Here is a 24,223-nt window from a genome sequence, read left to right as displayed (position 1 = left end):
AACACGATTTGCCATATTCCAGAAGTCAGGGGCACCCATGACCAGAAGCACCGGATTGCTTGCTACCGCCGCGGCCCTTGCCGCCATCGCCGCGCTTGCCGTTTCCCAGCCGGGCCTGGCCAGGGACGACGAAAAGGGCCTGCCGCGCTCGCTGGAAAAGCTCGCGGCCTGCCAGGCCATCACCGACAGCACCGCCCGCCTCGCCTGCTATGACCGCGAGGCCGGCGTACTGGTGGCATCGGCCACGCAGGGCGACGTCAAGGTGGTCGACAAGGAGGAAGCCCGCACCGTCCGCAAGTCGCTGTTCGGTTTCCCGCTTCCCAGCATCGGGCTGTTCGACGGCAAGAAGGACGAAAGCGAAGCGAAAGTCGACCAGGTGCTCGATTCGACGATCACCCGCGTCGAGCAACTGCCGCGCGGCAACTGGCGCATCACCATCACCGAAGGCGCGGTGTGGGAAACCGGCGAGCCGTCCTCGCGGCTGCGCTCCCCCCGGGTCGGCAACAAGATCCAGCTCGAAAAGGCCTCGCTCGGCGCCTACTGGATTCGCATCGACGGACAGAACGGCGTGAAGGGCCGCCGCGTCGGCTGACACGGCAGGACCGGGCACGAAAAGGGCGGGGGAAGCGATCGGCTTCCCCCGCCCTTTTCATTTAGCCGCGATCATTCCACCACGATCGCCAGCGCACCATCGCCATCGTCGATGCGGAGGTGCGAACCGTCAGGCACTTCGCCGGCCAGCAGCTTCTCGGCGAGCGGGTCCTGCAAGTACCGCTGCACCGCGCGCTTCAGCGGACGCGCACCGTAGACCGGATCGTAGCCCACCCGGCCCAGCCAGCGCTTGGCGGCATCGGTGAGGTCGAGCACGATCTTGCGGTCCTTGAGCAGCTTCTGCACCCGCGCCACCTGGATATCGACGATCGGGCCCATGTGTTCCTGGCCGAGGCGGTGGAACAGCACGATCTCGTCGAGACGGTTGAGGAACTCGGGCCGGAAATGCCCGCGCACCACTTCCATCACTTGCGGCTCCACGGAGTCCACGTCCTGCCCTTCGTCGAGCTGGGTCAGGTACTGGCTGCCGAGGTTGCTGGTCAGGATGATGAGGGTGTTGGTGAAGTCGACCACCCGGCCCTGCCCGTCGGTCAGGCGGCCATCGTCGAGCACTTGCAGCAGCACGTTGAACACGTCCGGGTGCGCCTTCTCGACTTCGTCGAACAGCACGACCTGATAGGGCCTGCGCCGCACGGCTTCGGTCAGCACGCCCCCCTCGTCATAACCGACATAGCCCGGAGGCGCGCCGATCAGGCGGGAGACCGCGTGCTTCTCCATGAACTCCGACATGTCGATGCGGACCATCGCGCTATCGTCGTCGAACAGGAAGCCCGCCAGCGCCTTGGTCAGTTCGGTCTTGCCGACGCCCGTGGGGCCGAGGAACAGGAACGAGCCGAGCGGCCGGTTCGGGTCCTGTAGCCCGGCACGGGCACGCCGCACCGCCTTGGACACGGCCGAGACCGCATCCTTCTGGCCAATCACGCGCGCACCGATCACTTCCTCCATCTTGAGAAGCTTCTCGCGCTCGCCTTCCAGCATCTTGTCGACCGGCACCCCGGTCCAGCGGCTGACGACACCGGCGATGTCGTCCTCGGTCACTTCCTCGCGCAGCAGGGCGTTATCGGCCTGGGCCTGGGCTTCGGAAAGCTTGCGCTCCAGCGAGGGGATCGTGCCGTAGGACAGCTCGCCCGCCTTGGCGAGATCGCCGAGGCGCTGGGCCTGCTCCAGTTCCACCCGGGCGGCTTCGAGCTGCTCCTTGATCCTGCCTTCGGCGGCGATCTTGTCGCGCTCGTTCTGCCAGCGAGTGGTCAGTTCGCTCGACTGCTGTTCAAGATTGGCCAGTTCCTCGCGCAGAGTGGCAAGGCGGTCCTTGGACGCCTCATCGGTCTCCTTGCCGAGCGCCATTTCCTCGATCTTGAGCTGGATGATCCGGCGGTCGAGCTTCTCGATCTCCTCGGGCTTGCTTTCCACTTCCATGCGGATGCGGCTGGCGGCCTCGTCCATGAGGTCGATCGCCTTGTCCGGCAGGAAGCGGTTGGTGATGTAGCGGTTGGAGAGCGTCGCCGCCGCCACGATGGCGCCGTCGGTGATCCGCACGCCGTGGTGCAGCTCGTACTTCTCCTTGAGGCCGCGCAGGATCGAGATCGTGTCCTCGACTGTCGGCTCGCCCACGAAGACCGGCTGGAAACGGCGCTGCAAGGCCGCGTCCTTCTCGACGTACTTCTGGTACTCGTCGAGCGTGGTCGCGCCGATGCAGTGCAGTTCGCCGCGCGCGAGGGCCGGTTTCAGCAGATTGCCCGCGTCCATCGAGCCTTCGGAAGCGCCCGCGCCGATCAGCGTGTGCATCTCGTCGATGAACAGGATGATCTGCCCGTCCGCGCCCTTCACTTCGTCGAGCACGGCCTTCAGGCGTTCCTCGAACTCGCCGCGATACTTGGCACCCGCGATCAGCGAACCCATGTCGAGCGCCATGAGCTGGCGGTCCTTGAGGCTGTCCGGCACGTCGCCATTGGCGATGCGCAGCGCCAGGCCTTCGGCGATGGCGGTCTTGCCGACGCCGGGGTCGCCGATGAGCACCGGGTTGTTCTTGGTGCGGCGGGCGAGGATCTGCACGGTACGGCGGATTTCCTCGTCGCGGCCGATGACCGGATCGAGTTTGCCGTCACGCGCGGCCTGGGTCAGGTCGCGGGCATACTTCTTCATCGCGTCATAGGCGTTTTCCGCCCCGGCGCTGTCGGCGGTGCGACCGCCGCGCAGATCGGTAATCGCCGCTTCCAGCGCCTGCGGGGTGAGATTGGCAGCCTTGAGCGCCTGCCCCGCCGAAGTCGTGGTGGCGAGCGCCAGTGCCAGCAGCATGCGCTCCACGGTGACGAAACTGTCGCCCGACTTGGTGGCGAGCTGCTCGGCCTGATCGAGCACGCGCACGGCATCGTTGTCGAGACCGGGCGTGCCCTGCGCGCCGCTGCCCGAGACGGTCGGGACCTTGGCCAGCGCCTTGTCGACTTCCTGCTGCGCGAAGGCCGGATTGCCGCCCGCGCGCTGGATCAGACCGGACGCCATGCCCTCGCTATCCTCAAGCAGGGCCTTGAGGATATGGTCGGGGCTGATGCGCTGGTGGTTCATGCGGATCGCCACGGTCTGCGCCGCCTGAAGGAACCCCTTGGCCCGGTCGGTGAACTTTTCGAGATTCATGGTATGAATTGCCTCCTGATCTCGACCATATAGTGTTGCCTTTATGCAACACAAGGCGTGCCGTCGTGATTTTCGGACACGATGCCGACGCCGCGAAAAAATCGTTGAAACACAAGAGCCGGAACCGGCCTGCGACAAAGATGGGTGCGCGGGCGATAATTGCCAGCCCCAAACGAGGCATGGGCGAATACGGGTTTGATCGTGTCCGTCCGGACTGACGGATCGACCTTGCGGACCATCGCCCAAACCAAAATCCTCGTCGTCCCCGCGAAGGTGGGGACGACGAGGATTTTGCAGGAATTGTCGCCAAGTCTCCGGCATCCCCGGCAAATCGCCCCTCTGGTCAGCCGCGAACAACGTGCTAGACCTTGCCCCATGCGACTTGCTCCTCGTTCCAGCGCCATCGCGCTTGCCGCCGCCCTGCTCCTCTCCGCCTGTGCGACGACTTATCCGGCCACTCCGCCGGCGCCCGAGCTGACCGGACCGCCCAATTACCCAACCTTTGGCAAGAATGCGGCCCCCGCCTCCCCCGCCGACCTCATCGCCAAGGTGGACATCCCCTACGAGAAGTTCGTGCTGGCCAACGGCCTCACCACGATCGTCCACACCGACCGCAAGGCCCCGATCGTCGGTGTGACCGCCTACTACAAGGTCGGCTCCAAGAACGAACCGCGCGGCAAGACCGGTTTCGCACACCTTTACGAGCACCTGTTCTTCGGCGGCTCGGCCAATGTGCCGGACTTCGACATTCCGCTGGAAGCCGCAGGCTCCACCCCCACCAACGGCTCCACCTGGTACGACCGCACCAACTATGTCGAGACCGTGCCGACAGGCGCGCTCGACGTGGCGCTGTTCATGGAAAGCGACCGCATGGGCCACCTGCTGCCCGCGGTGACCCAGGACAAGCTCGACAAGCAGCGGGGCGTCGTCCAGAACGAGAAGCGCCAGGGCGACAACCAGCCCTACGGCCTCTTCGAATATGCCCAGAGCGAAGGCCTGCTGCCGGTGGGCCACCCCTATCGCCACTCGACGATCGGCTCGATGGCCGACCTCGACGCCGCCACGCTGACCGACGTGCGCAAGTGGTTCACCGACCACTACGGCCCCAACAACGTCGTGCTGGTGCTCTCGGGCGATATCGACGCCGCCACGGCCCGCCCCAAGGTTGAGAAGTGGTTCGGAGACATCCCGCGCGGGCCTGACATCAAGCCGGTGGCCGCCGATCCGGTCACGCTCGCCGCGCCGGTCAAGCGCGAGATCGCCGATCAGGTACCGGTGCTGCGTCTCACCCGCAACTGGACCGCGCCGGGCCTTAACGATGCCGATACGCCTGCGCTCCAGATCGGCATGCACATCCTCGGCGGCCTCGCCAGCTCGCGGCTCGACAACGAACTGGTGCGCGGCCAGCAGCTTGCCGTCGCGGTGACGGCCTCTGAGCAGGTCTTCCAGCAGCTCAGCCTGCTGACCATGGCGATGGACGTGAAGCCCGGCGTGGACCGCGCCAAGGCCGATGCCGGCTTCGACAAGGTGCTGGCGGACTACTTGCGCGACGGCCCGACCGAGGACGAAGTGCGCCGCGCCGTCGTCAGCACCCTCTCCGGCGAAATCGGCGGACTTGAGCGCGTCGGCGGCTTCAGCGGCAAGGGCGCGACGCTGGCCGAAGGTCAGGTCTATTCGGACGATCCGGCCAAGTACAAGCAGGACCTCGCCCGCATGGCGGCGCTGACGCCCGCCGAGATCAAGGCGGCCCTCAACAAGTGGCTGTCGCGCCCGGTCTATTCGCTGGACGTGGTACCGGGAGAGCGCAAGGAAAGCGGCGATGCGATGGGCGGCTGGGGCGACGAGGCCCAGAAACCGGCACCACGCCCCGATCCCAAGACCAAGGTCGCCGCCGTGCCCGCCGGACCCAAGCGGGAAATGCCGCCACTCGGCCAGATCGGCGCGCTGACTTTCCCGGCCATCGAGCACGCGACGCTCTCGAACGGCATCGAGGTCGCCCTCGCCCGCCGCAGCGCGGTGCCGAAACTGGTGCTCTCGCTCGATTTCGACGCCGGTTACGCCGCCGACGCGCTGGATACCCCCGGCACCCAGGGCCTGATGCTCGCCATGCTCGACCAGGGTACCTCGAAGCTCGACGCCACGCAGATCGCCGAGGCGCAGGAGCGTCTGGGCGCCAGCATCTCGGTGGACGGCTCGCTCGATACCAGCAGCGTGACGCTTTCGGCGCTCTCGGCCAATCTCGCGCCTTCGCTCGACCTCATGGCGCAGATCGTGCGCGATCCGGCTTTCGCGCCTTCGGAAGTGGCCCGCGTCAAGGCGCAGGCCGAAGCCGAACTGGCGCAGACGCTCTCCACCCCCAGCGCGCTGGCGGCCCGCTCGCTCGGCGCCGAACTCTTCGGCACGCATCCCTATGCGCAGCCGGGCGACGGCCTCGGCAATGCCGCCTCGCTCGCCGCACTGACGCCGGACCAGCTCAAGGCCGCCCACGACAAGTGGCTGCGCCCCGATCTTGCGCGGATCACCGTCGTCGGCGATGTGAGCATGGACGAACTGAAGCCCATGCTGGAGCGCGCCTTCGGCCAGTGGCAGGCCCCCGCCGCGCCCAAGCCCGTCAAGCGGCTCGATGCCGCCGTGCCCAGCGTCGGCGCCAACCGCATCGTCCTGATCGACCGCCCGAACTCGCCGCAGTCGGTCATCATGGCCGGGCGCGTCCTGCCGATGACCGGTAAGACGCCGGACACCGAAGCGCTGCAACTGGCAAGCGACATCGTCGGCGGCGGCTTCCTCTCGCGCCTCAACAAGGACCTGCGCGAGGAAAAGGGCTGGAGCTACGGCGTGCGCAGCGGCGTCGCCCAGCCGGTAGGCCCGCGTTCGGTGCAAGTCGCGGCGCCGGTCCAGTCGGACAAGACGGGCGCGGCGATCCAGGCGATCATCGCCGACATGGGCGCCTTCCCGGCGACCAAGCCGGTGACGGCGGAAGAACTCCAGCGCGTAACCGAAGGCGCGATCCGCCAGCTGCCCAACCAGTTCGAGACGGGCGCCGCCGTGCAGGCCGCGATCCGCAAGAACGAACGCCTCGGCCGCCCGGAAGACTACTATGTCACCCTCGCCGCCAAGTACCGCACGATCGACGCCAAGGCGATCGGCAGCGCCGCCGCGCAGTACCTCCAGCCCAGGGGCCTGACTTTCGTGGTGGTGGGCGACCGCAAGGTGGTGGAACCGCAGCTCAAGGGCCTCGGCATCCCGGTCGAGGTCCGTGCGGCACCGGCGGCGCCGGAAGGCCAGGAATAACACGTCCGAGAATAAGGAGAGAACGATGTCGCTGCTCGGCGGAACCTACGAATGTTCGACCAAGACCCCGATGGGGCACCAGAAGGGCACGCTGACCATCGTGCCCGAAGGTGACACTTTCACCGGCCAGATCACCGGCGATCTCGGCACCATGGACCTGCGCGAGGGCCGGATCGACGGCAACCGGCTTAGCTGGAAGATGAAGATGACCTCGCCGATGGCCATAGACCTCGACTGCAAGGCCGAAGTGGACGGCACCGATCTCACCGGCACGATCAAGGCGGGGTTCTTCGGCTCGATGACGCTGACGGGTACGAAAACGAGCTGACGGAAGCGCCGCTAAAAAGCCCACCTCAATCAACCCCGTCGTCCCCGCGAAGGACAGGGGATACGAAAAAGGGCCGGGAAGCGGATGCGCTTCCCGGCCCTTTTCTTGTCGGTTGAAACCCTCAGCCCAGCTTGGCCTTGAGAATCTCGTTCACCACCTGCGGATTGCCCTTGCCCGCCATGGCCTTCATCGTCTGACCGACGAAGAAACCGAACAGCGCGACCTTGCCGTCCTTGTACTGGGCGACCTTGTCGGCATTGGCGGCGAGAATCTCGTCCACCTTGGCCTCGATGGCGCCGGTATCCGATTCCTGCTTCAGGCCTTCGCGCTCGACGATGATCCCGGCGTTGTCGCCGGTCTCGAACATCGTTTCCAGCACCTGCTTGGCGATCGAGCCAGAGATCGTGCCCTTGCCCACCAGAGCCAGCAGTTCCGCCGCCTGCTCATGGCTGATCGGCGAGTCTTCCAGCGACTTGCCCAGCTTGTTGAGCGCGCCGAAGAATTCGGAAATCAGCCAGTTGGCCGCCTGCTTGGCCACTTCGGCAGGCTGCTTGCCCTGCGCCGAAGCGGTTTCGGCCAGCAGCGCCTCGAACCAGGCGAACGTATCGACATCGGCGGTCAGCACGGCGGCATTGTAGGCCGAAAGGCCCAGCTCGCCTTCGTAGCGGGCGCGCTTGGCGTCCGGCAGCTCGGGCAGGCTCGCGCGGCATTCCTCCAGGAAGGCGTCGTCGAGTTCGAGCGGCAGCAGGTCCGGATCGGGGAAGTAGCGATAGTCGTGCGCGTCTTCCTTCGAACGCATCGAGCGCGTCGAGCCGCTGGTGGGATCGAACAGGCGGGTTTCCTGCACGATCTTGCCGCCGCTCTCCAGCACGTCGACCTGACGGCTCGCCTCGTGCTCGATCGCCTGCATGACGAAGCGCACGGAGTTGACGTTCTTGGTCTCGGTACGGGTGCCGAGTTCCTCACCGGGGCGGCGCACCGAGACGTTGACGTCGGCACGCATCGAACCCTGGTCCATGTTGCCGTCGCACGAACCGACATAGCGCAGGATCGTGCGCAGCTTCGACAGGTAGGCACCGGCCTCGGCGGGCGAGGTCATGTCCGGGCGGCTGACGATTTCCATCAGCGCCACGCCGGAGCGGTTGAGATCGACATAGGACATCGTCGGATGCTGGTCGTGCATCAGCTTGCCCGCGTCCTGCTCGACGTGGATGCGCTCGATGCCGATCACCTTGTCGGCGGGGATACCTGCCTTCTCGTCCGCCTCGATCGTCAGCGAGCCTTCGCCCACGATCGGGTGGTAGAGCTGGCTGATCTGGTAGCCCTGCGGAAGATCGGCGTAGAAGTAGTTCTTGCGGTCGAAGCGCGACCACTTGTTGATCTGCGCCTCGATGGCCATGCCGGTGCGCACGGCCTGACGGATGCATTCGCGGTTCGGAACCGGCAGCATGCCCGGCATCGCCGCGTCGATCAGCGAGACCTGCGAGTTCGGCTCCGCGCCGAATGCCGTCGCCGATCCGGAGAACAGCTTGGAGTTCGAGGTGACCTGCGCGTGGACTTCGAGGCCGATCACGACCTCCCAGTCACCGGTGGCGCCCTGGATGCGATAGGTTGATTCAGTCATCGTGTTTCGGTCCACTTCTGGAACGACGCAGCAACCCGTGCCGCTGCCTCGCCCCGTCATTCAAATCCCGTTCCGGCGTTTCGCGCCGTCGAGCGGGTCGGTCGTCCCTCCGTTTCGGTGCCCGGTCGCCCAGCATCTCCGCGATGCCGCCGACCAGTTCGAAGAGAGACGACCAGCTTACCACCACTTCTCCGGCTTGGCCGAGAACTGCGCGCGGGCCTCGATGGCGAGACCGGCGTTCAGCACGCCCTGTTCGTCGAAGGCCTTGCCGATGACCTGAAGCCCCAGCGGCAGACCTTCGCGGTTGAGGCCGGCCGGGACCGACATCGCCGGAAGACCCGCAAGCGAGGCGGGCACCGCGAAAACGTCGTTGAGGTACATCTTCAGCGGATCGTCGACGTTCTCGCCAAGGCCGAAGGCGGCCGAAGGCGCGGTCGGCGCGAGGATCACGTCGCACTGCTCGAAGGCCTTCGCAAAGTCCTGCGCGATCAGCGCGCGGACCTTCTGGGCCTGCGTGTAGTAGGCGTCGTAGAAACCGGCCGAGAGCACGTACGTACCGATCAGGATGCGGCGCTTCACCTCGGGGCCGAAACCGGCGGCGCGGGTCGCGGCGTACATGTCCTGAAGGTTCGCACCGTCCGGCAGATCGCGCAGGCCGTACCGCACGCCGTCATAGCGCGCGAGGTTCGACGAGGCTTCGGCAGGGGCGATGATGTAGTAGGTCGGCAGCGCGTACTTGGTGTGCGGCAACGAAATCTCGACGATCTCCGCACCCGCATCCTTCAACCAGGCAATGCCGTCGTCCCACGACTTGGCAACGTCTTCGTCCAGGCCATCGACGCGGTATTCCTTCGGAATGCCGACCTTCTTGCCCTTCATGTCGCCCGAGAGCGCAGCTTCCCAGTTCGGCACCGGGAGGTCGAGGCTGGTCGAATCCTTGGCATCGAAACCGGCCATGGCTTCGAGCATGATCGCGCAGTCCTGCACCGAGCGCGCCATCGGGCCTGCCTGGTCGAGCGAGCTGGCAAACGCCACCACGCCCCAGCGCGAGCAGCGGCCATAAGTCGGCTTGATGCCGGTGGTGCCGGTGAAAGCGGCAGGCTGGCGGATCGAGCCGCCGGTGTCGGTGCCGGTAGCAGCCGGGCAGAGACGCGCGGCGAGAGCCGACGACGAACCGCCCGAGGAACCGCCCGGCGCCAGCGCCGCGTTGCCACCGTCATTGCGCTTCCACGGCGAGATCACGTTGCCGAAGTAGCTGGTCTCGTTCGACGAGCCCATGGCGAACTGGTCGAGGTTGAGCTTGCCCAGCATGCCCGCGCCGGCATCCCACAGCTTCTGCGAGACGGTCGATTCGTACTGCGGCTTGAAGCCTTCCAGCATGTGGCTGGCGGCCGTGGTCTGCACGTCGAAGGTCGCGAACAGGTCCTTCATGCCGATCGGCACGCCGCCCATCTTGCCGAGAGCCTCGCCCTTGGCACGCTTGGCGTCGGTGGCCTGAGCCGCTTCGATCGCCTTTTCGGGCGTCGCGACGATGAAGGCGTTCAGTGCGGCCTGCGCCGCGGCGACGTTCGCGTTGAACGCCTCGGCCACTTCGACGGCGGTGAATTCGCCGCCCGCAACACCGTCGCGGATCTGCGCGACGCCGAGTTCAGTAAGGTCAGTCATTATTCGATCACCTTGGGCACGCCGAAGAAGCCGTGTTCGGCGGCGGGAGCATTGGCCAGAACGGCATCGCGCTTGTCGCCGCCGGTCAGCGGATCGGCATCGATCACGTCGTCGCGCAGGCGCAGCGTATTGGGGATGACGGCGGTCATCGGCTCGACTTGCGAAGTATCGACTTCGCCAAGCTGCTCGACCCAGGCGAGAATGCCGTTGAGTTCGGGGACCATCGCCTCGATTTCAGCCTCGCTCACCTTGATGCGGGCGAGGCTGGCGATCTTCGCAACGGTTGCGGTATCGACCGACATGGCTTTCCTTCAGATTTGCCCGGCAGGGCGCGCGCCGCGCCGGAATGTCAGGACCGGGCAGCTAGCACCCGTCCGAAAATGCTTCAAGCAGGGACGCCGCCACGCGGGGAGCGTCCAGCAGGCGCCTTACTGGCCCGAGCGGGCCGGTTGCGCCTGTTCACGAGCGTCTTGCTGCACCTGTTGCTCGGCGACCATCGCATCGATTTCGGCCTGGGTCTTGAAGTCCACCAGGGTCACTTCGAAGACGAGGTCCGAATTCGGCGGGATCGGCCCGCCGCCCTCGGCGCCGTAAGCCAGCTCCGAGGGGATTTCGAGGCGATAGGTGCCGCCGCGCTGCATCTGCACGAGGCCGTCGGCAAAGCCGGGAACCACACCGGCGACCGCCATCGGCATCTGCTCGTTCTGGTCGAACACGGTGCCGTCCTTGAGCATGCCCTTGTAGCTGACCAGCACATAGTCCTCGCGGGTGGGCTTGGCGCCCTGCCCCGCAGTCAGCGTGGTGACAGCCACTTTGCGGGCAGGCGCCGGAGCGATGCCGCCGGGTGCGGCAGCCGGTGCAGCCGACTTGTCCTGCGCCGCCAGCGGAGCGGCGGCAGGCAGGGCCAAGGCAAGTGCCAGGAGCGAGGAACGAAGGGTGACGATCATCCGAAGCGCCGCGATCAGTTCGTCGCGCCGCCGGGAGCAGCACCACCGGGGGCAGCGCCGCCCGGAATGCCGCCCGGAACTGCACCGGGCGCACCGCCCTGCATCTGCTGAAGCTGCTGCATCAGGCGCTGCTGCTGTTCGATCTCGGCGCGGCTCTTGAAGTCGAGCAGCTCGATCTGGAAGTTGAGGTCGGTATTGGCGGGGATCTGGCCCACGGCCTTGTCGCCGTAAGCGAGCTTGGCCGGGATCTCGACTTCGTACTTGCCGCCGCGCTGCATCTTCACGAGCGCCTTGGTGAAGCCGGGGATCACCTCGTTGAGGGCCATCGGCACCTGCTGCGCCTGGTCGAACACCTTACCGTCGGGCAGCGTGCCCTTGTAGTTGATGAGCACCACGTCCGCGATCGTCGGCGATTCGCCGGTTCCGGCGGTCAGCGTCTTGACGTGAACCTGCGGGGGCAGCGCGGCATAGGCGACACCGCCCGCGGCGAGCGCGACAGCGGCAACGCCGAGCCAGATCTTGCCCAGCGAGCCCTTGGCAATCGGCTGCAACGGAACGCGAGTGATCTCAGTCATGGTCTAGGGCCTCGTTCGGGTTCGCCCGGCGTCGGCAACTGCACGGCAGATGCACAAAGGGCGCGGATGGAATTTCCGCGCCCTCATGGCTCAAGCCGGTGCGGCATTCAAGCCGCAAGCCGAGCAATTTAAGATGTGCCAATCGCAATCGCGGGAAAGCGATCCGATTGAAGCGGCATGGCTTCGCTCACCAAAGAGCAGAAAGCGCCTGCCGCAACCCCGCACTTCAAAGGAGCACGGGGCCGATCCCAATCTTACTTGGAACCGTCACGCTCCATGCGCTTGCGCTCCAGCTTGCGGGCGCGGCGCACAGCGGCAGCCTTTTCGCGGGCGCGCTTTTCCGAGGGCTTCTCGAAGTGGCGACGCAGCTTCATCTCACGATAGACGCCTTCACGCTGCAGCTTCTTCTTGAGAGCCCGAAGAGCCTGATCGACGTTGTTGTCGCGGACGAGAATCTGCATAAACCGACACACCTCACAAATCGAAGGCACGAATTCCGCATTCCGACGCGGAAGGTACCTTGAAAGAAAAAACGTAATGACACCGAATCCCTGAGGGGTTCGGCTCGAAGTTGGGGGCCGCTAGCACTGCCAGCGCCGTAAGGCAAGCAATCTTGGCCATCGATTGGCCGAAAAGCGCCCTCCACCGGGTGTGGAATGCCCCGGCGGAGAGAACTTATACACCGATCCGGCGCGTCAGGCCAGTTGATCGACGATCAGACCCGCAGCCGAGACGCTGGCCGAAGTCGCGGCCGAAGCCGTATAGGTCGCGCCTTCGGCCTGCTGGGCCTTCAGGTTATCCAGAAACGCCTGCATCGCGGCCAGAGCCGCATCGGCCTCGTCGGACTCTTCCGTTTCGTCGGTCTCTTCGGTCGAATCGGTTTCGTCCGTATCGTCCGTTTCCTCGGTCTCGTCCGTCTCGTCGGCCTCTTCGACCGGGGCGCCGCCCGGAGGCCGACCGCCCGCACCCTTGGGACCGCCGGGACCACCCGGACCACCGGGGCCGCCTGCCCCGCCTGCTTCACCAGCCCCGCCGGTTTCGCCGCCGCCCTGCGACGGGCCCTGTGCGAAGAGCGCCTGCAGGGTGCTCGCCTGATCCTCGGTCAGAGTGCCGTTCTCGACCTGGTCGGAGATCAGCGAATCGATCCGGTCCTTCATCTGCGAAGGATCGAGACGGCTGCCCGAAGAGTCGGTTTCCAGCGCGTCGTCGATCGAATCGAGCGCCGATTCGAGCACCGTGGCATCGCTGTCGCTGATCGATCCGTTGCCGACCGCGGTCGAAAGCTTGTCGTCCATGTCCTGACGGGGGTTGATGAGAGCGCTCAGCGCGCTCGTCGACGATGATATCTGCATCATTATGTCTCCTTGCGGAGTGGGGTCGCACCCAATGACCTTTATAGAAGCCCCTGCAGCGATCCGGTCGGACGGAACGATTGGAAATCCGAGCATTCGCGGCTAAGGCGGCGCAATGCCCCAACCTTCCTTTCTCGCCGCGTCGGCCTTCGTCGCGCTGGGCGGTGGTTTCGGAGCCTGGCTGCGTTTCCTGACCGGCCTGGCCTGGACCGCCCTGCTCGGCCCCGCCCGTTCCGGCGCCTTTCCCTACGGCACGCTGACCGTCAACGTGCTCGGCAGCCTCGCCATGGGCCTGCTTGCCGGCTGGCTGCTCACGCCCGGCGGGGGCGGAGAAAATGCCCGCCTGCTCCTCGGCGTCGGCGTGCTCGGCGGCTACACTACCTTTTCCTCGTTCAGCCTCGATACCATTGCCCTCGTCTCGCGCGGGCAACTTGGTACTGCGGCTTTCTATGTCGCGATCTCTCTGATCGCGGGCTTCGCCGCGCTGTTTGCCGGCCTTTCCATCACGAAGGGAGTCGCCGCATGAGCCGCGACAATTCAGATTCCGTCCGCCAGTTCACCGTCGGCCGCGACGATGCCGATATCCGGCTCGACCGCTGGTTCAAGCGCCACCTCCCCGAAGTGGGCTTCGCGATGGTCTCGCGCTGGGCGCGCACCGGCCAGATCCGCGTCGACGGCAAGCGCGCCGATGTCGACACCCGCCTCGCCGCCGGACAGATCCTGCGCGTGCCGCCGGGCGGTGAGGCCAAGCCGGGCCTCGGCGGCTCACGCCCGCGCCGCGAACTGACCGAGGCCGAGATCGAACTCGCCGATTCGATGGTCCTCACGCAGGACCGCTCGGCGATCGTGCTCAACAAGCCGCCGGGCCTCGCCACCCAGGGCGGTTCGGGCATGAAGGAGCACGTCGATGGCCTGCTCGACGCCTATGCCGAGAAAGGCCCGCGTCCCCGCCTCGTCCACCGGCTCGACAAGGACACTTCCGGCGTCCTGCTGATCGCCCGCACGCCGGGCAGTGCCGCGTTCTTCTCGAAGCGCTTTTCCGGGCGCACCGCCAAGAAGATCTACTGGGCGCTGGTGGTCGGCGTGCCGAGCATCAATGACGGCATGATCGAACTGCCGCTCGCCAAGCAGCCCGGCAGCGGCGGCGAGAAGATGCACGTCGACGAGGAAGGCGGCCAGACCGCCAAGACCCGCTACCGCGTGCTCGACCGTGCGGGCAACCGCGCCGCCTGGGTCGAACTGCACCCGCTGACCGGCCGCACCCACCAGCTGCGCGTCCATATGGCGGCGATCGGCCACCCGATCGTCGGCGACGGCAAGTACGGCGGACAGGAAGCCTTCCTGTCCGGCACGATCAGCCGCAAGATGCACCTCCATGCCCGCCGCCTCATCATCGAGCATCCGGACGGCACCCCGCTGGACGTGACCGCCCCCCTGCCCGAGCACTTCGCCAATTCGATGGCCTCGCTCGGCTTCGACGAGGCGGACGGCGCCGAACTGCCCGAATCCGCGCCGGAGTTCACCAGGGACGACGAAAAGCGCGCCGCCAAGGCCCACGCCAAGCAGTACCGCAAGGAACGCCGCGGCGAACGCCGCTCGCGCCGCGACGGTGCCTCCGAGCGCCCCGGCTCGCGCGGGAAGCCTTCGGGCAAGGGAACGGGCAAGCCCGGTGCCAAGCCGGTTCGTGCAGGCGCCAAGCCCGGCGTCAAGGCAGGCCCGCGCAAGCCCGGCGGCGCCCGTCCCGGCCCCGGCAAGCCCGCAGGCAGCCGTCCCCCGGCGCCGCGAGGGAAGCGGTGAAGCTCGCCGTCTTCGACTGCGACGGCACCCTCGTCGACGGACAGGCGCCGATCTGCGAGGCCATGGAGGCGAGCTTCGCCGCCTTCGGCCTCGCCGCGCCGTCGCGCGGGTTGATCCGGCGCGCCGTGGGGCTTTCGCTGCCCCAGGCGATCCGCCAGCTCCTGCCCGAAAGCGACGAAGCCCAGCAGGACGCCATGGCGGAGGCCTACAAGCTCGCCTTCCGCCAGGCCCGCGAGGAAGGCCGCGTCTCGCAGCCGCTGTTCCCCGGCATCGAGCACTGCCTGCGCACCCTCCACGCGCGCGGCTGGACGCTGGGGGTCGCCACCGGCATGTCCGATCGCGGCCTCACCCACTGCCTCAAGGCGAACGGCATTTCCGACCTCTTCGTCACCCTCCAGACCGCCGACCGCCACCCCTCCAAGCCGCATCCGGCCATGCTGGAGGAAGCCCTGATCGAGGCGGGCGCCATGCCGGAGCAGGCGGTCATGATCGGCGACACCGCCTATGACATGAAGATGGCCAAGGCTGCCGGAACCCGCGCCGTCGGCGTCGACTGGGGCTACCACCACCCGCGCGAACTGATCGAGGCAGGCGCGGAAAAAGTCGCCGAAGCCCCGAACGAACTCCTGGAGTACCTGCTGACGTGAGCGAACCCGATCCCGCAAAAGCGCGCTTCGCGATCATCCAGCTCGTGCGCATCCTCGGCGCCGCCTGCGTAATCGCGGGCATGGCGATCGGCGCCAACAAGTTCGCCCTGCCGCTCTGGCTCGGCTACCTGCTCATCATCGGCGGCCTCGTCGGCGCCTTCGTCGCGCCCAAGGTCCTCGCCCGCAAGTGGCGGAGTCCGAAATGAAGCGGTTCTATAAGGAAGCCGCAGCCGCAGAGACCGAAGGCGGCTGGCGCGTCCTGCTCGACGGCAGGCCGATCAAGACCGCCGGTGGCCGCCCGCAAGTCGTCCCCACCCAGGCGCTCGCCGAAGCGCTGGCAGCGGAATGGGCGGCGCAAGGCGAGCAGATCGATCCCCAGTCGTTCCTCCTGCGCGACCTTGCCGACTTCGCCATCGACGCCGTCGCCGCAGACCGCGCCCAGGCCGTGCGTGATGTCCTGCCCTACGCAGAGACCGACACGCTCTGCTATCGCGGCGATCCCGAGGACGCCCTCTACCAGCGCCAGCTTGCCGTCTGGGAACCGCTGCTGGCCGAAGCCGAAGCGCGCTACGACGTGCACTTCGCGCGTATCTCCGGCATTCTCCACAAGCCGCAGCCCGCCGAGACCCTGGCCCGCCTCGAAACCGCCCTCGCCGCGGAAAACGACTTCGCGCTGGCGGCACTCAAGATGCTATCCAGCCTCGCCGCCTCGCTGGTGATCGCCCTTGCCGCGATCCGGCCCGATAGCGACGCGGACATGCTGTGGAACGCCGCCAACCTCGAAGAGGACTGGCAGGTCGAACTCTGGGGCGAGGACTGGGAAGCCGCCGAACGTCGCGCGGCGCGGTTCGAAGCGTTCAAGCTGGCGATCCGGCTGGCGGAACTTTCGCGGACCTGAAATAGAAAAGAATAATGCAGGGGTTATTACCCCTGCACCCCGTTACTGTCGAGGTCACGCGGACCAACGGCGTCGTGCGCCCAAGGTGGCGTCGGGAGACTTAATGGCTGCGCCGCAAGGAGCGCACTACGGATAGGTAGTGCGTAAGGTAGACATTCCGAGGGTCCGGGGGATCATCCCCCGGGTCTTCCTCTTACTTCTGCTCACCCTTGACCCAGGCCGCGACTTCCTGCGCCACCTTGTTCGCCGCCTGATTGACCGCCGGACCGACCGCCGCCGCTTCCGGCTTCACGCCCGGCACCACGGCTTCGAACCGCTTGGTCTCGATCGGCCCGCCGCGTTCGGTGCGGACTGCATCGAAGCGCACGACGACCGACGACGTCGGCACGTCGTAGCCCATGTCGAGCAGTCGCCCGCCGACCAGCGTCTTGCCGGTTACTTCGAATTCCACGCCTTCGACCACCAGCCGTCCGGTATCGGCGCGCAGCGTCTCGGCTAGCAGCGAGCGGAACTGGCGGCTGGGCTTCTCGATCCAGAACGCATCCTTGAGGTAGGACATCGTCGCAGCGTCGATCCGCACCGGCATGCGCAGGGCATCGAGGCTACGGTCCGCTTCGGGATCGAGCACGACGATCGCCTGCGCGATCTCGCCACTGCGCTGCGTACCGACCGGCGCGCGGTCCTCTGACGAAAGGCGGAACAGCACTTCCGGCGGCTTGGGCGCAAGGCTGATGCAGCCGGACAGCGCGAGGGCTGCCATGGCCGCGAGCGCGCCGCCGAGGATCGGGGTCTTGTGCCGAAGCTTCATCGCGGTTCCCATCGTCGTTCTCGTGCTCATGGCTTATAGGTGGGCAGCTTCTGCCCCTTGATGAGCGCACCGGCGCCCTGTTCGTCGATCTTCTCGGTCACGCTGCGCAGCGCCCTGCTGGTCGCGCGCAGATCGCGGATCGCGGCCTCGGCGGCAGGCAGGGTCTGGTTCGAGACCTTGTCGAAGGCAGGCTGCGCGTGCTGGAGCGTCTGGTCGAGCGTCTCCATCGACTTCTGCGCGGCGCCCAGCGTCTGGCGCAGCTGCGCGGCCAGCGAATTGCCCTGATCGCCCAGCAGGCTGTCCGCCTTGCCCGCAACGCCCTCGAAGGCGACGAGCGTCTTGGTGGCCTGGTTCAGCGTGCCCTGAAGCTCGGTCAGGGTCTGCTTCATCTGCGGCGTCGCGGCGGAGAGGTCCTTCGTCATCTTGTCGGTATTCTTGAGGATACCGGTGATCGAACGGCGGTTCTCTTCGGACATCAGCAGGTTGAGGTTCTCGGTCAGCGTCGCCAGCCGTTCCAGCAGCAGCGGCGCGTTGGAGAGGATTTCGCCGAGACCGCCGCGCTTGGTCGGGATCACCGGCACGCCTTCGGGACCGGGTTCGGTCAGCAGCGGAGCATCCTTCACCGCGCCTTCGAGCTGGATGTCGGCGACGCCGGTGAAGCTGCCCTGGATCGTCGCGGTGGTGCCGACGGTGACGGGCACCTTCTTGTCCACCTTGATGCGCACGCGGATGAAGCTGGGGTCCTTCGGCCACAGCTCGATCTCCTTGATCTGCCCGACCGGCACGCCCGCGTAATCGACGCCCGACCCCTTGGCGAGGCCGTCGACCGACTGCTTGAAGAAGATGTCATACTCGTTGCGCGCGGTATCGTTGATCCGCGCGATCCAGATGATGAACGCCGCCAGCGTCGCCAGCAGCACCAGCGTGACGGCTCCGACCCATATGTGATTGGCCCGTGTTTCCATGCTGTGTGCCCTATGCCCCGCTTTTAGTGGTAGTGTTCATGGGCGGCCCCGCGGGGGCGGAACCGTCCTGCGCGACAGGCGCGTCATGCTTCATCGCGACATCTTCCTTCGCGCAGAGCGCGGCACGGCCTCGAGGGCCGTTGAAATATTCCTGGATCCACGGGTGATCGAGCGCCAGTAGCTCGGGGATCGTACCCACGGCGATGACCTGCTTGTCGGCCAGCACCGCCACCCGGTCGCAGATGGCGTGGAGGGTGTCGAGATCGTGGGTGATCAGGAACACCGTCAGCCCCAGCGTATCCGCCAGTTCGCGGGTGAGGTCGTCGAAGGCGGCCGCGCCGATCGGGTCGAGCCCGGCGGTCGGCTCGTCGAGGAACAGCAGTTCCGGATCGAGCGCCAGCGCGCGGGCAAGGCCAGCGCGCTTCTTCATGCCGCCCGAAAGCTCGTTCGGATACTTGTAGGCCGACTCTTCGGCCAGTCCGGCCAGGCGCACCTTGAAGCGGGCGATCTCGCTGCGGAGGGTATCGTCGATCTCGGGATAGAACTGCTTGAGTGGCACTTCCACGTTCTCGCCCACGGTCAGGGTCGAGAACAGCGCGCCGCCCTGGAACAGCACGCCCCAGCGCGAGCGCAGGTCGATGTCTTCCTCGTCGGTGGAATCGCCCATGCGGTGGCCGAGCACGGTGATCTCGCCCGACGCAGGCTGCTGGAGGCCGATGATCGAGCGCATCAGCACCGACTTGCCGGTGCCGGACCCGCCGACGACGCCCAGAATCTCGCCCTTGCGGACCTTGAGCGAGAGGTTGTCGTGAATGACGTGCTCGCCGAAGACGTTGCTCAGTCCCTCGACGACGATGGGAAATTCGTCGGACGGGCGCTCAGCCTCAAGCGTCTCGGCTTCATGGTGCGCGGTTTCGGTCATTGCCAGCCGATCTTGGTGAAGAAGATCGCGAAGAAGGCGTCGAGCACGATCACGGTGAAGATCGCCGTGACCACCGCCTGGGTGGTCCGCGCGCCGACTTCCTCAGCGTTCGACGTCACCTGCATGCCCTGGTAGCAGCCCGCCAGCGAGACGATCAGCGCGAAGACCGGCGCCTTGAGCAGGCCGACCCAGACGTCGGTGATCGGCACCACTTCCTGGGTGCGCTGGAGGAAGGTCCAGAACGGAATGTCGAGCGCGAAATTGGCGATGAAGGCACCGCCGATGATCGCCAGGACCGTGGAATAGAAGCCCAGCAGCGGCATCATCAGCATCGCCGCTAGCACGCGCGGGACCACCAGCGCCTGCATCGGCGAGACGCCGATTGTGCGCATGGCATCGACCTCCTCGGTCAGCTTCATCGTGCCGATCTGCGCCGCGAAGGCCGAACCCGAGCGGCCCGCGACCATGATCGCGGTCATCAGGATGCCCAGTTCGCGCATGGCGAGGCGGCCGGTGAGGTTGATCGTGTAGATCTCCGCCCCGAACTGCGCGAGCTGCACCGCGCCCTGCTGGGCGATGACGATGCCGATCAGGAAGCTCATAAGCCCGATGATCCACAGCGAGTTGATGCCCACATGCTGCATGTGGTGCACCAGCGCCGTGCCGCGCAGCCGCGAGGGATGGCGGATCGCAGTGCCCAGCGAGGTGATGAGTTCGCCCAGGAAGCCGACCATGCGGACGAGGCCATGCCCCCAGCCGACCACGAGTTCGCCGAGTTCGCCCACCGTGCGCAGCAGCAGCGGGCGCACCGGCTCGATCTCGGCCTCTTCCTCGGGGACTTTGCCGATGGCGGCGAAAAGACGCTTGGCCTGCTCGCTCTGGCCGACGACTTCGAGCTTGTGCTCACTGGCATAGCGGCAGACCAGCCAAGCCCCGGTCGTGTCGATATCGGTGACGCCGGACATGTCGACCCGCGCGAACGGGCCGTGCAGCGTCGCCAGTTTCTCGCCAAGGTTCCCCAGCGAATGGACGCGCAACGGCCCCTTGAGCGCCACAGTCTGGACGCCGTCCTGGTCGTTTTCCGACAGAGTGAATTCAGCCCATTCCCGCATGTGCGCTCGTATTGGGGGAAAATGCCTGTACCGGCAAGGGGTTCCCCTGCCGCGACAGATTGTTGATTTCGCAATTGCTCGTCCGGGCTCACGCCCGGAAGCGGCACCGGCCCACTCCCCCACCCGACCTCCCACTCAGTGTATCCTAGATGGGAGGTCGGGTGGGGGAGTGGGCCGGTGCCGCAAGCTCGTCACGGATGTGACGAGCGCACCCCACAAATAACACCCGTACTTGCGCGCGGGGGCCTCTACTGGCAAAGCGCCGCGCCATGACCGACACTCCTGCAGCCGGGCCAGAAGCCGCCCTCGACAAGACCTTCGACCCCGCCCAGATCGAGGCGAAGTGGTACCAGCATTGGGAAAGCGAAGGGCTGTTCCGCCCCGAGCGTGCCGACGCGCAGCCGTTCACCATCGTGAACCCGCCGCCGAACGTCACCGGATCGCTCCACATCGGCCACGCGCTGGACAATACGCTGCAGGACATCGTGATCCGTCACGAGCGCCTGAAGGGCAATGACGCGCTCTGGGTGGTCGGCACCGACCATGCCGGCATCGCCACCCAGATGGTGGTCGAACGCCAGATGGAAGCGAAACAGGACAAGCGCGCCAACTACACGCGTGAGCAGTTCATCGAGAAGGTCTGGGAGTGGAAGGCCGAATCCGGTGGCACCATCACCGGCCAGCTGCGCCGCCTCGGCTGCTCGATGGACTGGAGCCGCGAGCAGTTCACGATGGACCCGCACTTCACCAAGGCCGTGGTCAAGGTCTTCGTGGACCTGCACAAGCAGGGCCTGATCTATCGTGACAAGCGCCTGGTGAACTGGGACCCCAAGTTCCGCACCGCCATTTCCGACCTTGAGGTCGAGACGCGCGAAACCAACGGCCACTTCTGGCACATCAAGTATCCGCTTTCGGACGGTTCCGGCTACATCCACGTCGCCACCACCCGCCCGGAAACGATGCTGGCCGACATGGCCGTCGCGGTTAATCCCGAGGACGAGCGCTACAAGGCCCTGCTGGCGCGCGGCGCCACCGTCACCCTGCCGCTCACCGGCCGCGAGATTCCCATCGTCGCCGACGAACACGCCGATCCCGAACTGGGTTCGGGCGCGGTGAAGATCACCCCGGGTCATGACTTCAACGACTTCGAAGTCGGCAAGCGCGCAGGCTTCAAGGCCGGCGACATGCTCAACATGCTCGATGCCGATGCCCATGTCTGCCAGACGCAGGACGGCCTCGTGCCGCCGCAGTTCATCGGCATGGACCGCTTCGAGGCGCGCAAGGCCATCGTCCAGTTCCTCGAAGACGAGGGCCTGCTCGAAAAGGTCGAGGACCGCGTGATCCAGACCCCTTACGGCGACCGCAGCGGCGTGGTGATCGAACCCTGGCTGACCGATCAGTGGTACGTCGATGCCCAGACGCTGGCCGGTCCGCCGATGGAAGCCGTCCGCTCCGGCGCCATCGAGATCGTCCCGAAGAGCTGGGAAAAGACCTTCTTCAACTGGATGGAAAACATCCAGCCCTGGTGCGTCTCGCGCCAGCTCTGGTGGGGCCACCGCATCCCGGCGTGGTTCAGCGAGGACGGCGAGATCTTCGTCGCCGAAACCGAGGAAGAAGCACAGGCGCAGGCCGGCAACAAGAAGCTGACCCGCGACGAGGACGTCCTCGACACCTGGTTCTCCTCCGCGCTCTGGCCTTTCGCCACGCTCGGCTGGCCTGATGAAGACGCGCCGCTGCTGAAGAAGCACTACCCGAACGACCTGCTGGTTTCCGGCTTCGACATCCTCTTCTTCTGGGATGCGCGCATGGCGATGCAGGGCATCCACTTCATGAAGGAAGTGCCGTGGAAGCGGCTCTACCTCCATGGTCTGGTGCGTGCTGCCGACGGCCAGAAGATGTCGAAGTCCAAGGGCAACGTGGTCGATCCGCTGGGCCTGATCGACAAGTACGGCGCCGACGCACTGCGCTTCTTCATGGCCGCCATGGAGAGCCAGGGCCGCGACGTGAAGATGGATGAAAAGCGCGTCGAGGGTTACCGCAACTTCGCCACCAAGCTGTGGAACGCCGCGCGTTTCTGCCAGTCCAGCGGCATCGTCGCCAGCACCTCGGTCAAGGCGCCCGCAGCCACGTCCGCCGTCAACAAGTGGATCATCGGCGAAGTCGTCGAAACCGTCGCCGCGCTGGACAAGGCCATGGCCGACCTGCGCTTCGACGCCGCCGCCAACGCGATCTACCACTTCGTGTGGAACCAGTTCTGCGACTGGTACATCGAACTGATCAAGGGCAACTTCGACGAAGAGACCAAGGCCGTTGCCGGCTGGGTGCTCGACCAGATCCTCGTCATGCTCCACCCCTTCATGCCCTTCGTCACCGAAGAGCTGTGGAGCAAGATGGGCACGCGCGAGCAGGACCTGATCGTCGCCGCATGGCCCGCGCCGGAAGCCTCGGTGGATGCCGAAGCCAAGGCCGAAGTCGAGTGGCTTATCGCCCTGATCGGCAACCTGCGCGGCGCTAAGTCCGAACTCGGCATCGCGCCGGGCGCACGCCTCACCGCCTATGTCGCCAATCCCTCGGACGCGACCCGCGCGGTGATCGGCCGCAACGGCACCGTGATCGACCGTCTAGCCCGTCTCGACGCGATCGTGTTCGAAGCCGCTCCCGCCGGTGCCGCCATGCAGGTGGGTGCGGGTGACGCGACGCTGGCGATCCCGCTGGAAGGCGTGATCGACATCGCCGCCGAGAAGGCCCGTCTGGAAAAAGCCATGGCCGCTTCGGTCAAGGAACGGGACTCGCTCGACAAGCGCCTGGGCAACCCGGCCTTCGTCGAGAAGGCCAAGCCCGAGGCGATCGAAAAGGCCCGCGCCGACCATGCGCACCATTCGGCCGAAGCGGAGCGTCTGGCTGCGGCGCTGGCGCGGCTGGGTTGAAGAAGTAAGGGTTGAAGCAGGGGGTCAACACCCCCTGCACCCCCAATACTGGCTTCCTTGCGCGCGCAGCTACGTGGTGCGCTCCTTGCCGCCGCAGGCAATTTTGTCTCCCGGCTCTCAGTGGGCGCGAAACGGATAGGCGGGGCGCGACGCAGACATTCCGAGGGTCTGGGGGATCTCCTGAGCTTGTCGAAGGGCCCCAGGACTTTTTTATTTTCCTACACCGCGCGCATCTGACACGTTCGCGCGCGTGAACACCTCGATCCTCCCACGCGATACCAGCCACAAGGTGACACTTTTCCTCTGGACCGTGTAAACTGTGTCAACCTCACCCCTTAAAACCGTAACCTTGCATTCGAGACCATCCGTGACGCTTGCCCTTGCCACCACCACTCCCGGCGAACCCGAAGTGTTCGCCTCGCTTCAGGGCGAAGGCGCCAGCATGGGGCGGCCGAGCACGTTCGTGCGGCTGTCGCGCTGCAACCTCGCCTGCCAGTGGTGCGACACGGCGTACACATGGCGCTTCACCGGCGACAATCGCTTCCACCGCGATGAACTGGCGTTCGAGCGCAAGGCCAATCAGGTCATGGCCGAGGAAGCCGACGTGGCGCGCATGGTGGCGGACTTGCCGCCCGACCGCCTTGTCATCACCGGCGGCGAGCCGCTGCTGCAAGGCCCGCAACTGGCGCGAATGCTGGCGGCGCTCGACGAGGCGCGGCCGGGCATGCATGTCGAGATCGAGACCAACGGCTCGGTTGCTCCGCATGCCAGCCTCGATGCGCGGGTGCAGCAATACAATGTCAGCCCCAAGCTCTCGCACAGCGGCAATCCGGCGGAACTGGCGCTGGTGCCCGAGCGGCTCGACGCCTGGGCCGCCGATCCGCGTGCCTACTTCAAGTTCGTGGTGGCGGAACCTGCCGACGTCGATGAGGTCCGCGCGCTGAAGGAGCGCCACGCGATCCCCGCCGAGCGGATATTCCTGATGCCGGAGGGCCGCTCCAGCGATGTGATCCGGCAGAGGTCGGGATGGCTCTCGGACATCTGCACGCAGGAAGGCTATCGCTTCACCGACCGCCTGCACATCCACATCTGGGGCGACACGCGGGGCACTTGAGGGGGCAC

22 protein-coding genes are annotated in these 24,223 nt (G+C 66.3%); 10 read left to right on the top strand and 12 right to left on the bottom strand.

Annotated features, from left to right (window positions below):
• The first annotated feature begins 37 nt into the window (after window positions 1–37).
• Window positions 38–592 (top strand): hypothetical protein, encoded by a 555-nt coding sequence (locus tag ACZ1II_RS13460; RefSeq protein WP_465146887.1) that lies wholly within the window; start codon window positions 38–40, stop codon window positions 590–592.
• A 71-nt stretch (window positions 593–663) separates the two neighbouring features.
• Here the strand turns inward: ACZ1II_RS13460 and clpB are convergent, their stop codons facing one another.
• On the bottom strand, window positions 664–3,243 hold the full coding sequence (gene clpB / locus ACZ1II_RS13455; RefSeq protein WP_465146886.1) for an ATP-dependent chaperone ClpB: 2,580 nt from the start codon (window positions 3,241–3,243) through the stop codon (window positions 664–666).
• 375 nt (window positions 3,244–3,618) lie between these two features.
• Here clpB and ACZ1II_RS13450 point away from each other — a divergent pair, with 375 nt between their 5' ends.
• Window positions 3,619–6,534: a M16 family metallopeptidase gene (locus ACZ1II_RS13450; protein WP_465146885.1), complete on the top strand. Its 2,916-nt coding sequence runs from the start codon at window positions 3,619–3,621 to the stop codon at window positions 6,532–6,534.
• 25 nt (window positions 6,535–6,559) lie between these two features.
• Complete coding sequence (locus ACZ1II_RS13445) at window positions 6,560–6,862, top strand: hypothetical protein (RefSeq protein WP_465146884.1); 303 nt, start codon at window positions 6,560–6,562, stop codon at window positions 6,860–6,862.
• 121 nt (window positions 6,863–6,983) lie between these two features.
• On the opposite strand, the gene gatB is transcribed toward ACZ1II_RS13445, so the two are convergent.
• The 7 genes from gatB to ACZ1II_RS13410 form a co-directional block, all read right to left on the bottom strand.
• Window positions 6,984–8,486, bottom strand: coding sequence for an Asp-tRNA(Asn)/Glu-tRNA(Gln) amidotransferase subunit GatB (gene gatB, locus ACZ1II_RS13440; RefSeq protein WP_465146883.1), 1,503 nt, complete (start codon window positions 8,484–8,486; stop codon window positions 6,984–6,986).
• Between the two features lie 177 nt (window positions 8,487–8,663).
• Window positions 8,664–10,151: an Asp-tRNA(Asn)/Glu-tRNA(Gln) amidotransferase subunit GatA gene (gene gatA, locus ACZ1II_RS13435; RefSeq protein ID WP_465146882.1), complete on the bottom strand. Its 1,488-nt coding sequence runs from the start codon at window positions 10,149–10,151 to the stop codon at window positions 8,664–8,666.
• On the bottom strand, window positions 10,151–10,453 hold the full coding sequence (gatC, locus tag ACZ1II_RS13430; protein ID WP_021234714.1) for an Asp-tRNA(Asn)/Glu-tRNA(Gln) amidotransferase subunit GatC: 303 nt from the start codon (window positions 10,451–10,453) through the stop codon (window positions 10,151–10,153). The genes gatA and gatC overlap by 1 nt, the downstream gene beginning before the upstream one ends.
• Before the next feature lie 126 nt (window positions 10,454–10,579).
• Window positions 10,580–11,098, bottom strand: a complete 519-nt coding sequence (locus ACZ1II_RS13425) for an FKBP-type peptidyl-prolyl cis-trans isomerase (protein ID WP_465146881.1) — start codon at window positions 11,096–11,098, stop codon at window positions 10,580–10,582.
• Window positions 11,099–11,112: 14 nt separating this feature from the next.
• Window positions 11,113–11,673, bottom strand: a complete 561-nt coding sequence (locus ACZ1II_RS13420; protein WP_465146880.1) for an FKBP-type peptidyl-prolyl cis-trans isomerase — start codon at window positions 11,671–11,673, stop codon at window positions 11,113–11,115.
• A gap of 254 nt (window positions 11,674–11,927) precedes the next feature.
• Complete coding sequence (gene rpsU, locus ACZ1II_RS13415) at window positions 11,928–12,134, bottom strand: 30S ribosomal protein S21 (RefSeq protein ID WP_021234711.1); 207 nt, start codon at window positions 12,132–12,134, stop codon at window positions 11,928–11,930.
• 234 nt (window positions 12,135–12,368) lie between these two features.
• A complete protein-coding gene (locus ACZ1II_RS13410) occupies window positions 12,369–13,025 on the bottom strand; it encodes a hypothetical protein (protein WP_465146879.1) in 657 nt (218 codons plus the stop codon).
• Between the two features lie 115 nt (window positions 13,026–13,140).
• Here ACZ1II_RS13410 and crcB point away from each other — a divergent pair, with 115 nt between their 5' ends.
• The 5 genes from crcB to ACZ1II_RS13385 are packed head-to-tail and all read left to right on the top strand — an operon-like array spanning window position 13,141 to window position 16,367.
• Complete coding sequence (gene crcB, locus ACZ1II_RS13405) at window positions 13,141–13,551, top strand: fluoride efflux transporter CrcB (protein ID WP_465146878.1); 411 nt, start codon at window positions 13,141–13,143, stop codon at window positions 13,549–13,551.
• Window positions 13,548–14,822, top strand: coding sequence for an RluA family pseudouridine synthase (locus ACZ1II_RS13400; protein ID WP_465146877.1), 1,275 nt, complete (start codon window positions 13,548–13,550; stop codon window positions 14,820–14,822). The genes crcB and ACZ1II_RS13400 overlap by 4 nt, the downstream gene beginning before the upstream one ends.
• Complete coding sequence (locus ACZ1II_RS13395) at window positions 14,819–15,469, top strand: HAD-IA family hydrolase (RefSeq protein ID WP_147220038.1); 651 nt, start codon at window positions 14,819–14,821, stop codon at window positions 15,467–15,469. The genes ACZ1II_RS13400 and ACZ1II_RS13395 overlap by 4 nt, the downstream gene beginning before the upstream one ends.
• The gene (locus tag ACZ1II_RS13390) at window positions 15,466–15,675 is read left to right on the top strand and encodes a hypothetical protein (RefSeq protein ID WP_465146876.1); all 210 of its coding nucleotides are present in this window, start codon (window positions 15,466–15,468) and stop codon (window positions 15,673–15,675) included. Before ACZ1II_RS13395 ends, ACZ1II_RS13390 begins: the two co-directional genes overlap by 4 nt.
• Complete coding sequence (locus ACZ1II_RS13385) at window positions 15,672–16,367, top strand: ATP12 family chaperone protein (RefSeq protein ID WP_465146875.1); 696 nt, start codon at window positions 15,672–15,674, stop codon at window positions 16,365–16,367. The genes ACZ1II_RS13390 and ACZ1II_RS13385 overlap by 4 nt, the downstream gene beginning before the upstream one ends.
• 193 nt (window positions 16,368–16,560) lie before the next feature.
• Here ACZ1II_RS13385 and ACZ1II_RS13380 read toward each other — a convergent pair whose 3' ends face one another.
• Genes ACZ1II_RS13380 through ACZ1II_RS13365 form a run of 4 tightly spaced genes read right to left on the bottom strand, consistent with a single transcriptional unit; the run spans window position 16,561 to window position 20,174 of the window.
• The gene (locus tag ACZ1II_RS13380; RefSeq protein ID WP_465146874.1) at window positions 16,561–17,175 is read right to left on the bottom strand and encodes an ABC-type transport auxiliary lipoprotein family protein; all 615 of its coding nucleotides are present in this window, start codon (window positions 17,173–17,175) and stop codon (window positions 16,561–16,563) included.
• Window positions 17,176–17,201: 26 nt separating this feature from the next.
• Complete coding sequence (locus ACZ1II_RS13375; protein WP_465146873.1) at window positions 17,202–18,140, bottom strand: MlaD family protein; 939 nt, start codon at window positions 18,138–18,140, stop codon at window positions 17,202–17,204.
• A gap of 10 nt (window positions 18,141–18,150) precedes the next feature.
• A complete protein-coding gene (locus tag ACZ1II_RS13370; protein ID WP_465146872.1) occupies window positions 18,151–19,062 on the bottom strand; it encodes an ABC transporter ATP-binding protein in 912 nt (303 codons plus the stop codon).
• Complete coding sequence (locus ACZ1II_RS13365; protein ID WP_465146871.1) at window positions 19,059–20,174, bottom strand: ABC transporter permease; 1,116 nt, start codon at window positions 20,172–20,174, stop codon at window positions 19,059–19,061. Before ACZ1II_RS13365 ends, ACZ1II_RS13370 begins: the two co-directional genes overlap by 4 nt.
• A 269-nt stretch (window positions 20,175–20,443) precedes the next feature.
• Here ACZ1II_RS13365 and ACZ1II_RS13360 point away from each other — a divergent pair, with 269 nt between their 5' ends.
• Window positions 20,444–23,101, top strand: coding sequence for a valine--tRNA ligase (locus ACZ1II_RS13360; RefSeq protein WP_465146870.1), 2,658 nt, complete (start codon window positions 20,444–20,446; stop codon window positions 23,099–23,101).
• A 367-nt stretch (window positions 23,102–23,468) separates the two neighbouring features.
• Window positions 23,469–24,215, top strand: a complete 747-nt coding sequence (locus ACZ1II_RS13355; protein WP_465146869.1) for a 7-carboxy-7-deazaguanine synthase QueE — start codon at window positions 23,469–23,471, stop codon at window positions 24,213–24,215.
• Window positions 24,216–24,223 lie beyond the last annotated feature (8 nt).

Source organism: Novosphingobium sp. BL-S-20 (assembly GCF_055521635.1).
The sequence above is the reverse complement of the archived record's forward strand: the minus strand, read 5'-3'. Positions and strand labels throughout refer to the sequence as shown.